We start from the raw sequence: 12,977 nt of genomic DNA on the forward strand, positions 1-12,977 counted from the left end.
TATCGGCTATTACAACCATTGGCGCACCGTCAGATGCGCAGCACGTAGCGCATAACTTTGAAGCACACCTTGATGAAATTAACGCAGCAGGTGAAGCTAAAGTTAACTTAGCTGGTCGTGAATTTACCATTAAAAAGCAATTTATTGACGATATAGCCAAGTACGATAAAAGCCACATAAGTAAACTTAAGCGCGCATTATTAGTAATGCACTCCCCTATTGATGCGACTGTAAATATTAGTGAAGCTGAAAAAATTTATGCATCAGCTAAGCATCCTAAAAGCTTTATTAGCCTAGATAACGCCGATCACCTTTTAACAAATAAAAATGATGCCGACTACGCTGCACAAATAATTGCAACGTGGGCAAACCGTTATGTTAAGTACGACAAAACTAAATACACGGCAAGTTTAACGGGTGGTAATGTACTTGTTGAAGAAAAAGACCATGTATTTACTCAGCACGTAAGTACAAAAGATCATACTTGGCTTGCAGATGAGCCAATAAAAGTAGGCGGTAAAAACTTAGGTCCCGATCCGTATCATCACTTATTAGCGGGGCTTGGTGCCTGTACGGCAATGACATTGCGCATGTACGCTACACGTAAAAAATTACCACTGGAGCATGTTAAAGTAGAGCTTGATCACACTCGCGATTACAACAAAGATTGCGACGATTGTGAGCAAACAGGTAACCTTGAAGCCATTACCCGTAAAATCACCTTACGTGGCGACTTAACAGAGCCTGAGCGTCAGCGTTTACTCGAAATAGCCGACAAATGCCCAGTGCATAAAACACTACACAATAACCCTGTTATTGTAAGTGAACTGGTAGAATAACTGCCGTGAAATTAATATAGCGCAGGTAACACTGCGCTGTGATTTAACTTTTATATACCTAACTTTTACTATCTAAAAATCCCTCTACTTCTTTACTCATTCTATCCACCAGCCATTTTGGCCCGCCATCGTACATATCGTTATGACGCGATTTTTCTATCATTATTTGCGTAACAGGAAACTTATTCAGCTCTGAATCGTTTAACAGCACATTCGCATCAGCTGGGTAATCACTACCGCGTAGAGTAAGTACGCGAATGTTTTTATTGCGCGGGATCAACATGCGGCGATGATCGAGCGTAATAATAGTGCTAACTTCGTTTGGATAAATAGAGCCGTATAATGACGAAATATCCCCGCCGTTTGAGTGCCCAAATAAGGTGAGTTTTGTAAAGTCGTATGCTGGGTATTTACTCGATAGCTCATTAACTAAAAACTTAAGCGTTACTACACCACGATGCCAGTTCCCCATACGTGTTGTTAAGTAAGGCTGCTCACGATTAAGATCAGGGTCGCTTTTTAGTTCATGTGCAACGGCTATTGTTAAATATCCGTGCTGATTAAAAGCATTACTGGCAAACGTATACTTGTTATGGCTAATCCCATAACCTGCGTTAATGAGCGCTACAGGGCATTTTACTTGTTCAGTGCACTTAGCATTGTTACTTGGCAATGTAATATTGATAGGAATAGTGCGATTACGGCTTTCATCAGTTATAACGCCATCGTTTGCATAGCTTGTCGCGCTTATTGCTGATGTGCTTATATCTGATGCACTTAGAGCTAGTGCGCTTAACATAAAAAGCTTTTTAAGTGTTTTTTGCATATTTAAACTTATATAAATTATTGTTTTTAATTAAAAATAACTTTTACTTTATAGGTTTGCATTCTCTATTGACAAACTATGCGATAATAGCCGCCATTGTTTAAATATATTTAGTAAAAGATCCAATAAATGAAATCATACAATAGCATTCAAGAACGTATAGAAATTTTAGAAGACAAACTAACGGCAATACATGACGAAATCGAAACACTAAAAACCCCTGCTAAAAACAACAATGAACGTATTATTTTTAAGTTTATTGAAACAGGCAGCACAGGTAAAACGAAGGATTTTGTTCGTGAGTTAGGTATTAAATCACCACGTGACGGTTTGTTTTCATCAGGTGACGTTACAAAACTAATTAAAGATGGCGCTGAAGATATTTCACCTGCGTTATTAGAAATCGCAAGACAGCTTGCCAGTGCACGTAATAAAAATGGCCCAAGCCGTTAATTACGCAGTCACGCAGTATCTAGAAGCCCAGCCAAGCTGCCGCTTCTAGATATGTAATCATATTAAACTAAATTAATCACATAGTTCTATCTTAAGGCTGGTAAGCAAGTTTAGTGCTTCGAAGCGATCAAACTTAGCATTCGCTAAAATATTATTATTCAAATCTATATTAAACGCTGTCGCACCTACAAAATCACATTTTGTTAAGTTAGTTTGAAAAAACTCACTATCGCGAAAATCTGTTCCTGTAAATTCACTACCGCTTAAATCAGCATGTCTAAAATCAACATTTTTGGCAAAGCAGTGTGTTAGTTTGAGAGCTTTGAGGGTTAATTCAAAAAAAGAACTATTACTGAGCTCGCAATAATTAAAACTCACCGGTGCGTTAATACTAAGCGCTGGCCAATCTACGTCAGTCCATTGCAGACTATTTAATTTACAGTGGCTAAAACTTACATCTTCAAGCGAGCTGTAGTTCCATTTAAGTGACGATAAATTACAGTTTTTAAAGTTGCACTGTATAAATCGGCAATTTTTAAACTGCCCGCCTGAAAAGTCGCAATCGGTAAATGTGCACTCTTCAAACTCAGAATTTTCAGTTAGTTGCTCTTCGCGCTGTAAAGCATTAAATTGCTCGTCGAAGTAGTGATTATTATTTGAAATTGACACTATTAACCTAGTTTTTAATGGGCATAGACGCTATTTTTAGGTAAATCTTTTTTAAGCGCAAGCACTGCAATAAAAATCAAAGCAAATAGTGGAAATAGCGCTAAACAGCCACCCACAAAAGCTAAAACCCCCGGCATAGTACTTTTACGCTTACCTATTTTGTAGCTAATTACAGCAAAAATAGGAATACTCAGCACAATAAAAAAAACTAAAAATTCACCAAATAAGGTTGCATTGATCGACATAATAATTCCTTTTTCGTCTGTTCGGTTAAAATACACTCTGCTGCAAATTTAACCACAAAAAAACCCTTAAGCATATAACTTAAGGGTTTTTAAATTTAGCTCAATAAGCTAAACAAAAATTACTCTTCGCTAGGTATCGATTTTTCAACAACACTAATTGCAAGCTCAGCTAACGAATCCATATTAGGCTTACTAGGCGCGTTAGTTAATAAACACGACGCTTGTGTTGTTTTAGGGAAAGCAATAACGTCACGAATGTTATCGGTACCACATAGAAGCATTGCTAAACGGTCAAGACCAAATGCTAAACCAGCATGTGGTGGTGTACCGTATTTAAGTGCATCAAGTAAAAAGCCAAACTTGTCTTGTTGCTCTTGCTCGTTAATACCTAAAATTCTAAATGCAGTTTCTTGCATATCTGCATTATGAATACGTACCGAACCGCCACCCACTTCGTAGCCGTTTAATACCATGTCGTAGGCATCTGAAATAGCCGCAGCAGGGTTTGCTTCAAGCTCACTTGCAGTAATATCTTTTGGTGCAGTGAATGGATGATGCACAGCATGTAATGTGCCTTCGTCATCTTCTTCAAACATTGGGAAGTCTACAACCCAAAGTGGTGCCCAACTGTTAAGGTTAGTGATTTCTAAGTCAACACCAATCTTAACGCGCAGTGCGCCCATTGCTTCGTTTACTGTATTGCGCTTATCGGCACCGAATAAAATGATATCGCCAGACTGAGCATTAGTACGCTCAAGTAATTTAGTGATTACGTCTTCGCTTAAAAACTTAGCCACTGGCGATTGAACACCCTCAGAGCCTGCAGTGTGGTCGTTTACTTTCATCCACGCCATGCCTTTAGCGCCGTAAATACCAATAAACTTAGTGTAATCGTCAAGTTGTTTACGAGAAAGCTTAGCGCCACCCGGTACAGTTAATACAGCAACACGACCTTTTTCGTCGTTAGCTGGACCTGAGAAAACATTAAACTCTACGTCTTTAACTAAATCTGCAACATCAACTAATTTCATTGGGTTACGCAAATCTGGCTTATCAGAACCGTAAAGGCTCATTGCCTCGCTGTAAGGCATGATTGGAAAATCGCCTAAATCAACGTTTAACAATGTTTGCCACATCTCGCGGATCATTTTTTCAGTCATACCACGTACTTGATCAGAGCTCATGAACGAGGTTTCTATATCTATTTGGGTAAATTCTGGTTGACGATCGGCACGTAAATCTTCATCACGGAAACATTTAACAATTTGGTAGTAACGGTCAAAACCCGACATCATCAACAATTGCTTAAATAACTGTGGAGACTGTGGTAAAGCGTAAAAACTACCTTTATGAACGCGGCTTGGCACTAAGTAATCGCGTGCGCCTTCTGGCGTTGCTTTAGTAAGTACAGGTGTTTCGATGTCTAAAAAGCCGTTTTCATCTAAAAAGCGACGAACAAAGCTGCTTGCTTTAGCACGTAATTTAATACGGTCACTCATTTCTAGACGACGTAGGTCTAAGTAACGGTATTTTAAACGACGCTCTTCTGAGTTTACTTGGTTAAAATCAAGTGGAAGCGGTTCAGAGCGGTTAATAATTGTAAGCTCAGTACCTAAAACTTCAATTTCACCTGTTGCCATATCTTTATTTACTTGGCTGTCTGGGCGTGCACGTACAGTACCTTTTAGCTGAACACAAAATTCTTGGCGAAGTGTGTTAGCTGAACTCATTAACTCTTCAATGTCAGAGTCGAATACAACTTGTACTAAACCTTCTCTATCGCGTAAATCGACAAAGATAAGTCCACCAAGGTCACGTCGTTTGTTGATCCAGCCACATAGTTCAACTTCTTGATCTACGTGAGTTTTATTTAGCTGTCCGCAATATATAGAGCGCATAGTTTTCCTGTCAGATAAAAGGCTTAAACGGTTATATTTATTTGTTTTAAGGCGTGTGATTTAAAAAACAGGTCACCACAATACAAATAAAGCCGCTAGCAATCTAAAAATAATCAAATTAAGCCCTGCATTATACTCAACTAACATTAAGATGCTAGGGCGTGTGCCGCTTTTGCCCCTGAATTTACAGCAGCTCGTTTTGTTATTTGCTACACTATCGCCACTTTATAATAAGGCGCTAGTTTGTATGTTATATATTGGATGCCCGCAGTGGTCGAGTAATGCATGGAAAGGCAATTTATTTTCAAGCCAATGTAAAAACGCCGATATGCTTAGCCAATACGCCCAACACTTTAACTCAGTTGAAGGTAATACCAGCTTTTACGCTGACCCATCGCCAAGTACCGTATTGCGCTGGGCAAACAGCGTACCCGATGATTTTAAATTTACGTTTAAGTTTAATCGTCGCTTTAGCCACGAGCTGCACCTAACTAATGTTCAAACCGAGCTCACTGATTGGCTTAACTTGTTCTCCCCTATTTTAGAAAAAACCGGGCAAATCATGCTGCAATTACCTAAAGCATTTGGCCCTGGTGACTTACCCAAGCTAGCCCAATTTATTAGCCTGTTACCAAAAGAGGTTAATTACGGTGTAGAGGTACGTCATACTGCGTTTTTTCAAAAGGGTGAAGCCGAAATAGCGCTTAACCAATTATTAATGGCAAACAACATAAATCGTATATCGATGGATACTCGCGCCCTATTTGCAGTAAAACCAACAACCGAAGCGCTAATAGATGCACAGCAAAAAAAGCCCCACTTACCGGTACATGCAATAGCTACTGGCTCAGAGCCTATGGCGCGCTTTGTAATAGCCGATTTACAAAACGACTATAAACCCTTTTATAAACCGTGGCTAAGTAAAGTAAAACAATGGCTTGATGAAGGAAAAACCCCTTATGTGTTTTTTCATACGGCAGATAACCGAGAAGCGCCATTATTAGCAAGGCAGTTTTGTAAGGACCTTGGTTATAATCACAAAGCATTAAACCCATTTACTGGCGAAAAAGAAGCCCAGCAGCCAGCACTTTTTTAAAAGTAAAACGACAGAGAAGCAATAATGAGTGAATACGCACGTTACTTTACCGGCTACCCAGCTAACATTGTTGAGCAAGTATTAAGCCTTATAGATAACAACAAGGTATGTGACTACTTACTTAAAAAGTATCCGCAAGCACACACTATTACCAGCGATAAACTACTTTATAGCTATGCAACCGAGCTTAAAAAACAATATTTAAAAAATGCGCCACCATTTGGTCGTGCGGCGTTTAAAAAACAAGGCGACATGGTGACCAATGCACTCGGTACACATACGTATCGAATGCAAGGTAAAACCCGAAAGCACGATTTAGCCATAAACAGTGATTTATTGCGCGCCCCCGAGCCACTATTAAAAGCGTTAGTAGTACACGAACTTGCACATTTTAAAGAAAAAGATCACAACAAAGGCTTTTATAAACTCTGCTGCCATATGGAACCGAGTTACCACCAATTAGAATTGGATTTACGAATTTTTTGTGTGGTGGTAGCGATGGGAGAGAATCCTTATGGCTATTAAATATACTTGTAGAAAAACTTAGCAGTACCATGGTAATGTTTTAAATTAAAGTGATTAGCAATGGATAGCATATGAAAAAAATAGACCTTCATTTACATACAGTTTCAACACCAAGCGATCGTAATTTCTCTTTTTCTATTGAGCGTTTAAAATGGTACGTCGAAGAAGGTAATTTAGACGCTATTGCAATCACAAACCACAATATGTTTGACCTTAATCAGTTCTATGAAATACAAGAAAAACTCAGTATTAAAGTTTTCCCAGGTATAGAAATAGATGTTGAAGGAACTCATATTTTATTGATTGCAGAAGATGATCAGCTATTAGATTTCTCAGAAAAATGTCAACTAGTTAAGGAACAAATACCCGACAGAAACACCTCTATAAATGTTGAAAAATTAAAAGAAATTTTTCCGCGAATTTCTGATTACTTATTAATCCCACATTATAAAAAGTCTCCCGAAATACATACAGATACCCTAAGTAAACTACAGCATTTAATTAGTGCGGGAGAAGTATCCAGTGCTAGAAAATTTATCTATTGTATTAAAGATCCTGATGCTTTAGTCCCTGTATGTTTTAGTGATTTAAGAATAGAAGAAAGGCTTCATAAAATACCTGCAAGACAAACTTATATAAACGTTGGCGAAATTAGTCTTAAGTCAGTTAAACGAGCTTTAACAGACAAACAAAAGGTGCATTTATCAAAAGAAGAGGGGCACAAGTTTTTCAATGCTCTCAATAATGGGCTTAAGCTGTCCACTGGATTAAATGTGATATTAGGAGAACGATCAAGTGGAAAGTCACATACACTGAATTCAATAGAAGAAGAAAATACCACTGACGATATTCGTGTAAAATATGTAAGGCAATTTTCTTTATTACAAAAAGATTTAGATGATGAGAAAGACTTTTCAAATCGCCTGACTACTAGCCAGTCGCAAATAACTCAAAACTATTTAAAAGAGTTCCAAGAGGTCGTTGATAAGATTAAAGATATTGATTTGGATAACTCAAGCCGAACTTTGGATAATTTTGTTAACTCATTACTAAAACATGCCTCAGAGGCGGATAAGCTAGACTCATTCGCAAAAGTAAAGTTATTTACTGAGTCCAAATTCCAAACGAATAATTTGTTATCCTTACAAGAGCTTATCAAAGCAAGTATTACTTTAGCCGACAATTCTGAATATCAACACATAATCAATAAGCACATCTCTAGCGACAGCTTAAATCACTTAACTGTTGATTTAATTGAAAAATACAATAAAACCAAAGAGTCTGAGCTTCAAAAAGCATATGTTAACGATATCGTAGATAATATAAAAAGCGAACTTCAAATGCGAACTGCGGCCTCACCTGTTACCGAAATAAATTTGTATGAACATGTCTTGGATATTGAAAAAGTAAATAAATTTAATGATGTTGTTGAGAACTTAAAAATCAGTAAAGAATTTATAAGACAAGACATTCAAGGCTTTTTAAAAGTAGCTAAAAGGGGAACATTTAACTTCGCCAGAGAGCTTGGAGCTGTTCTCAATAAGCAAATATCTTTTGCTAATGCATTTAAAAGTTACGACATTAACGGATATGAATATTTATCCGAATTAAAAAAAATATCGGGATTATCTGAAACTGATTACTACAAACATTTCGCTAAAATTAGTTACGATATTTTAAATTCATCAGGTTATACAGTTTCTGGCGGCGAACGTTCAGAATATAGGCTACTTCAAGAAATTAGCNCTAGCCAATATGACTTATTACTGATAGATGAACCAGAATCATCATTTGACAATGTTTTTTTATACAACAAAGTAAATAAGTTAATCAAAGAAATGTCAAAGTTTATGCCCGTAATAATTGTTACTCACAATAGTACTGTAGGGGCGTCAATTAAGCCTGATTATTTGATTTACACAAGTAAAAAAAATGGCCCCTCCGGTGTTCAATATGAAATATACACTGGCTATCCTAACGACAAATACCTTGTTAACCTGGATGGTCATAAAACTCACAACCATAAGGTATTACTTGATTGCTTAGAGGCAGGTAAAACACCTTATTTAACAAGGAGAGATGAATATGAAATGCTTGCAGATTGAAAGTGGTAAGGGCTACTTTTCGGTGGACGGAAATAAGTGGATACTACTTGATCAAATAACCAAAGAAGATATTTTAAAAATAATAACAAGTGGTTTACAACATGGCTTTGAACTAGATAGCCCTATCGACAACGAAGTTAAAAATAAAGCGCATGAGATAATTTATAAAAATCTTCAAGCTAAATTTACAGAACTGAACGAACAAAAATCTCGCTTCAAAGACGAGAGTGAAAATTTATTTAAAGAAGCCTTAGTGAAATATAAAGAATAAAAGCAAATGTAACTATTAGCATTGTATTTATAATTAATAAAAAAGCGCGATTTCAAATCGCGCTTTTTTGTTTGAGTTACTTTTCTTACTGACTACTGACTACTGACTACTGACTACTGACTACTGACAGCTTCAGACTGATAGCTTCAGAGTGATAGCTTCAATCTGATAGTTTAAAACTGACAGCTCAAAACCGTGCTGGGTTTCGCTTCGCTCTACCCAACCTACATAACATTAAAGCCCTAAGCCTGCCATAAAGTCGTCATCGGCATCATTTTGCTCTGCTTCTTTTGACTTTGCTTTTGCTTTTTCGGCTTTTTGCTTAGCTTCGTTTTCAATAATATCGTCTGGGTCTATTGCATCTACAATGTCAAAGTCGTGAAGTTTAATAAACTCTGTTTTATCCATTGCCAGCTCAAGGTAGAAAATATTTTGTTTGCTGGTTGTAAAGGTTACGCGGCGTGCTTGTGGTCGATCCATAGTGGTATCAACCGATATTTGCACTTGTTTATTAATCGCCATCATTTTTGGCTGGTTTTGCGTAATAGAAGTATGCAACTGCTCGCGCACTTTAGAGGTAAAGTCACCAACAATTTGGTTCATCAGCTCACCTAATACATTAGATACGTCGTCTGATAAATGGCTGTGGGCAATTTCTTCCTCCGGCATACCCATGTTACGCATGTAGTCGCCGTATATTTCCATCGCTGCTTGTGAGGTAAAGTTGGTAACGACTAAACCTGTAAAGCCGCCATCAAATAATACAAAGCAGCCTATGTCTGGACGCATGCAAGTGCGGGTTATTTTTTGTACCATTGCAGAGTAACTAATGCTGTTACCGCTGGCTGATGTGAGTACACCTGTTACCGAATGACATAGGGTTGCTAAAATATCGTCGGTGCTGATGATCTTACTTTTGCTCATTTAACGTTCTCTTTTATACTTATTATTCATAATTCTAGCCAAGCTACTGAATTTATCACTGACTATCCAGCATAAAATGTTAAAATAGTGCCATTATTTTTAAAGAGACTGCCTTCGTGACCATAAAAGACAGTATTTACGCCTCTGAGCAACAAGTAAAAGATTTTAGCTTTGACCAAAATGTGGTTGAAGTATTTCCTGATATGATCCAGCGCTCTGTGCCTGGTTATGCCACCATTGTAAGCACTATGGGTAAATTGGCAGGCGAATACGCACAAAGTAATTCAAACCTGTATGACTTAGGTTGCTCGCTAGGTGCAGTAACACTAAGTATGCGCCGTAATATTCGCACTGATAACTGCCACATTATTGCAGTAGATAACTCACAGGCCATGGTTGAGCGTTGTAAAATGCATTTACAAGGGTTTAAATCAGACGTGCCGGTTACTGTTACTTTGGGCGATATTAACGAGCTTGAAATTCAAAACGCATCGGTTGTGGCAATGAACTTTACGCTGCAATTTATACCTCATGCTCAGCGCCAAGCCGTGCTTGAAAAAATATACGCTAACTTAAAGCCCGGTGGCGTGCTGCTACTTAGCGAAAAAATTAAAGCCGAAAACGAGCAATGCGATAACTTATTAATTGATTTGCACCACGACTTTAAACGTCACAATGGCTACTCAGAGCTTGAAATAAGCCAAAAACGCACTGCTATTGAAAACGTAATGCGCCCCGATACACTCAGCACTCATTTTAATCGTTTAAGTGATATTGGCTTTAGCCAGACACAGGTGTGGTATCAATGTTTTAATTTTTGCTCAATGGTAGCAATTAAATAAAAAGAGTAATTTATGTCTCAATGGTTTAACCAATTTTACGCTGCAATTGCACAAAGCCCACTTAGCCACTGGCTAGAAACCCTACCCGCTCAATTAAAACATTGGCAGTTAGAGGCAAGCCATGGTGATTTACCTAAATGGCAAAAAGTACTTAAAAATTTGCCTGAAGTAAAAACTACACATGTTGACGTCGCTACTAAGGTAGAAATTGGCGCGCCTGGAGAAATGAGCGAAGGCGAGCAAAAACAAGCAACGCATTTACTAAAGCGAATGATGCCTTGGCGAAAAGGCCCCTTTAGTGTTCACGGTATTGAAATAAACACCGAATGGCGCAGTGATTGGAAATGGGATCGCCTCCTACCTCATATTGAGCCATTAAAAGGCCGTACAGTGTTAGATATTGGCTGTGGCTCTGGCTATCATTTATGGCGTATGCGCGGTGAAGGCGCCGAGTTTGTAGTGGGTATTGATCCATCTGATTTATTTTTATGTCAGTTTCAGGCTATTAAACACTACAACCCAGATGAAAACGTACATTTACTGCCACTAGGCGTAGAAGCATTACCCGAGCTTAAAGCGTTTGATACGGTTTTTTCGATGGGCGTACTTTATCATCGTCGCTCACCTATCGACTTTTTAGCGCAGTTAAAAGCGCAGCTTCGCCCAGGCGGCGAACTCGTACTTGAAACCCTAGTAATTGAAGGCGACGAAAACACGGTATTAGTCCCAACCGACCGCTACGCTAAAATGCGCAACGTTTGGTTTATTCCAAGTACTGCAGCATTAAAGCTGTGGATGGAACGCGTTGGCTTTAAAGATGTGCAAATAAAAGATTGCGCTATTACCACGCTTGAAGAGCAACGTAAAACCGACTGGATGGAAAACGAATCGTTAATCGACTTTTTAGATCCAAACGATACAAGTAAAACAATTGAAGGCTACCCCGCTCCACTTCGAGCCATATTAACCGCAAAAGCATAGCTGTTAATTTAACGCCTTTAATACTAAAAAAACGCCTACGGGCGTTTTTTTGTTTATTTAAACAACAAACAGCGGACAAGTGTCCTTGTTAATTATTTCAAAATTACATTTACGCTAGCCGCGACCTTGCAATTGTTGTAAAATACGCGCGTTTCTAAGCAACCCAAAACAACTATTTTGAGGAAAACCTGTGAGCGAACAAAAACAGTCTCTAAGCTATAAAGACGCGGGCGTAGATATCGACGCTGGTAATGCACTTGTTGAGCGTATTAAAGGCGTAGTTAAAAAAACTCGTCGTCCTGAAGTAATGGGCGGAATTGGTGGTTTTGGCGCACTTTGCGAAATTCCTGAAGGCTACAAGCAACCAGTATTAGTTGCAGGCACAGATGGTGTTGGTACTAAACTACGTTTAGCAATCGACTTAAAAAAACACGATACGGTTGGTATTGATTTAGTTGCAATGTGTGTAAACGACTTAATTGTTCAAGGTGCTGAACCCCTGTTTTTTCTAGATTACTATGCAACTGGTAAACTAGATGTAGACACAGCAGCTGACGTAGTGACAGGTATTGGCAAAGGTTGTGAAATTTCAGGTTGTGCCCTAATTGGTGGCGAAACAGCTGAAATGCCAGGTATGTATGATGGTGAAGACTACGACATGGCAGGCTTTTGTACAGGCGTTGTAGAAAAATCAAAAATTATTGATGGCACAAAAGTAGCAGCAGGCGATCAGCTTATTGCACTTGCTTCAAGCGGTCCTCATTCAAATGGCTTCTCTTTAATTCGTAAAGTACTTGAAGTGTCAAAAGCTGATACCAGCGCTGACTTTGAAGGTAAAACATTAGGCGAAACTCTACTTGAGCCTACGCGTATTTACGTAAAACCTTTACTTGAGTTATTCAAAAACGTTGACGTACATGCGCTTTCGCATATTACTGGCGGCGGTTTTTGGGAAAACATTCCACGTGTATTACCTGCTTCAGCAAAAGCTGTAGTTAAAGGTGATAGCTGGCAGTGGCCACCAATTTTTAATTGGTTACAAGAAAACGGCAACATTACTACACACGAAATGTACCGTACATTTAACTGTGGTGTAGGCATGGTTTTAGTAGTCCCTGCTGACAAACTTGAGCAAAGCTTAACAATGCTAAAAGACTTGGGCGAAAATGCATGGCACCTTGGTGAAATTCAAGATGCAGCAGCTGGCGAAGAGCAAGTTGAAATTGTAGGTGGTGCTAAGTAATGGCACCGACTCGTCTGGTAGTTTTAATCTCAGGTAGTGGCTCTAATTTACAAGCCATCA

Annotated in this window: 14 protein-coding genes; 9 read left to right on the forward strand and 5 right to left on the reverse strand. The window is 38.5% G+C overall.

The features are described 5' to 3' along the window. A partial coding sequence (locus tag L652_RS0121855) for an OsmC family protein (protein ID WP_024603651.1) occupies window positions 1-839 on the forward strand: 839 nt, incomplete at its 5' end. A 58-nt stretch (window positions 840-897) separates the two neighbouring features. On the opposite strand, the gene L652_RS0121860 is transcribed toward L652_RS0121855, so the two are convergent. Beyond that, entirely contained in the window at window positions 898-1,665 is a 768-nt protein-coding gene (locus L652_RS0121860) for a hypothetical protein (RefSeq protein WP_024595332.1), read from the reverse strand. Window positions 1,666-1,794: 129 nt separating this feature from the next. On the opposite strand from L652_RS0121860, the gene L652_RS0121865 reads away from it, so the two are divergent. Next, entirely contained in the window at window positions 1,795-2,118 is a 324-nt protein-coding gene (locus L652_RS0121865) for a hypothetical protein (protein ID WP_002959968.1), read from the forward strand. Between the two features lie 72 nt (window positions 2,119-2,190). Here the strand turns inward: L652_RS0121865 and L652_RS0121870 are convergent, their stop codons facing one another. The 3 genes from L652_RS0121870 to aspS all read right to left on the reverse strand — a co-directional run bounded on the left by L652_RS0121870 (window position 2,191) and on the right by aspS (window position 4,930). Further along, window positions 2,191-2,787: a pentapeptide repeat-containing protein gene (locus tag L652_RS0121870; protein ID WP_024595331.1), complete on the reverse strand. Its 597-nt coding sequence runs from the start codon at window positions 2,785-2,787 to the stop codon at window positions 2,191-2,193. A gap of 14 nt (window positions 2,788-2,801) precedes the next feature. Then, window positions 2,802-3,032 carry a hypothetical protein gene (locus L652_RS0121875; protein WP_002959972.1) on the reverse strand — a complete coding sequence of 77 codons (231 nt, stop codon included), beginning with the start codon at window positions 3,030-3,032 and terminating at the stop codon, window positions 2,802-2,804. A gap of 119 nt (window positions 3,033-3,151) precedes the next feature. Further along, a complete protein-coding gene (gene aspS, locus L652_RS0121880; RefSeq protein WP_024595330.1) occupies window positions 3,152-4,930 on the reverse strand; it encodes an aspartate--tRNA ligase in 1,779 nt (592 codons plus the stop codon). 247 nt (window positions 4,931-5,177) lie between these two features. Here aspS and L652_RS0121885 point away from each other — a divergent pair, with 247 nt between their 5' ends. The 4 genes from L652_RS0121885 (at window position 5,178) to L652_RS0121900 (ending at window position 8,927) form a co-directional block, all read left to right on the forward strand. Continuing rightward, the gene (locus L652_RS0121885; protein ID WP_024595329.1) at window positions 5,178-6,026 is read left to right on the forward strand and encodes a DUF72 domain-containing protein; all 849 of its coding nucleotides are present in this window, start codon (window positions 5,178-5,180) and stop codon (window positions 6,024-6,026) included. A 24-nt stretch (window positions 6,027-6,050) separates the two neighbouring features. Next, window positions 6,051-6,551, forward strand: a complete 501-nt coding sequence (locus tag L652_RS0121890; protein ID WP_024595328.1) for a YgjP-like metallopeptidase domain-containing protein — start codon at window positions 6,051-6,053, stop codon at window positions 6,549-6,551. A gap of 71 nt (window positions 6,552-6,622) precedes the next feature. Continuing rightward, entirely contained in the window at window positions 6,623-8,656 is a 2,034-nt protein-coding gene (locus L652_RS0121895) for a PHP domain-containing protein (RefSeq protein WP_024603652.1), read from the forward strand. Then, on the forward strand, window positions 8,637-8,927 hold the full coding sequence (locus L652_RS0121900) for a hypothetical protein (protein ID WP_024594965.1): 291 nt from the start codon (window positions 8,637-8,639) through the stop codon (window positions 8,925-8,927). The genes L652_RS0121895 and L652_RS0121900 overlap by 20 nt, the downstream gene beginning before the upstream one ends. A 234-nt stretch (window positions 8,928-9,161) precedes the next feature. Here the strand turns inward: L652_RS0121900 and L652_RS0121905 are convergent, their stop codons facing one another. After that, on the reverse strand, window positions 9,162-9,851 hold the full coding sequence (locus tag L652_RS0121905; RefSeq protein WP_024594964.1) for a DUF3334 family protein: 690 nt from the start codon (window positions 9,849-9,851) through the stop codon (window positions 9,162-9,164). A gap of 116 nt (window positions 9,852-9,967) precedes the next feature. Here L652_RS0121905 and cmoA point away from each other — a divergent pair, with 116 nt between their 5' ends. The 3 genes from cmoA (at window position 9,968) to purM (ending at window position 12,917) form a co-directional block, all read left to right on the forward strand. After that, window positions 9,968-10,693 (forward strand): carboxy-S-adenosyl-L-methionine synthase CmoA, encoded by a 726-nt coding sequence (gene cmoA / locus L652_RS0121910; RefSeq protein ID WP_002959989.1) that lies wholly within the window; start codon window positions 9,968-9,970, stop codon window positions 10,691-10,693. 12 nt (window positions 10,694-10,705) lie between these two features. After that, window positions 10,706-11,674 carry a tRNA 5-methoxyuridine(34)/uridine 5-oxyacetic acid(34) synthase CmoB gene (gene cmoB / locus L652_RS0121915; protein WP_002959991.1) on the forward strand — a complete coding sequence of 323 codons (969 nt, stop codon included), beginning with the start codon at window positions 10,706-10,708 and terminating at the stop codon, window positions 11,672-11,674. 190 nt (window positions 11,675-11,864) lie between these two features. Further along, complete coding sequence (gene purM / locus L652_RS0121920) at window positions 11,865-12,917, forward strand: phosphoribosylformylglycinamidine cyclo-ligase (RefSeq protein WP_002959993.1); 1,053 nt, start codon at window positions 11,865-11,867, stop codon at window positions 12,915-12,917. Window positions 12,918-12,977 lie beyond the last annotated feature (60 nt).

It is taken from the genome of Pseudoalteromonas sp. TB25, assembly GCF_000497995.1.
GTDB classification, from domain to species: domain Bacteria; phylum Pseudomonadota; class Gammaproteobacteria; order Enterobacterales; family Alteromonadaceae; genus Pseudoalteromonas; species Pseudoalteromonas distincta.

What these genes read in the sequence shown, in the direction of transcription:
- L652_RS0121860 (WP_024595332.1), bottom strand. Translation starts at nt 1,665, where the DNA reads ATGCAAAAAACACTTAAAAAGCTTTTTATGTTAAGCGCACTAGCTCTA.
- L652_RS0121865 (WP_002959968.1), top strand. Translation starts at nt 1,795, where the DNA reads ATGAAATCATACAATAGCATTCAAGAACGTATAGAAATTTTAGAAGAC.
- L652_RS0121875 (WP_002959972.1), bottom strand. Translation starts at nt 3,032, where the DNA reads ATGTCGATCAATGCAACCTTATTTGGTGAATTTTTAGTTTTTTTTATT.
- aspS (WP_024595330.1), bottom strand. Translation starts at nt 4,930, where the DNA reads ATGCGCTCTATATATTGCGGACAGCTAAATAAAACTCACGTAGATCAA.
- L652_RS0121885 (WP_024595329.1), top strand. Translation starts at nt 5,178, where the DNA reads ATGTTATATATTGGATGCCCGCAGTGGTCGAGTAATGCATGGAAAGGC.
- L652_RS0121890 (WP_024595328.1), top strand. Translation starts at nt 6,051, where the DNA reads ATGAGTGAATACGCACGTTACTTTACCGGCTACCCAGCTAACATTGTT.
- L652_RS0121900 (WP_024594965.1), top strand. Translation starts at nt 8,637, where the DNA reads ATGAAATGCTTGCAGATTGAAAGTGGTAAGGGCTACTTTTCGGTGGAC.
- L652_RS0121905 (WP_024594964.1), bottom strand. Translation starts at nt 9,851, where the DNA reads ATGAGCAAAAGTAAGATCATCAGCACCGACGATATTTTAGCAACCCTA.
- cmoB (WP_002959991.1), top strand. Translation starts at nt 10,706, where the DNA reads ATGTCTCAATGGTTTAACCAATTTTACGCTGCAATTGCACAAAGCCCA.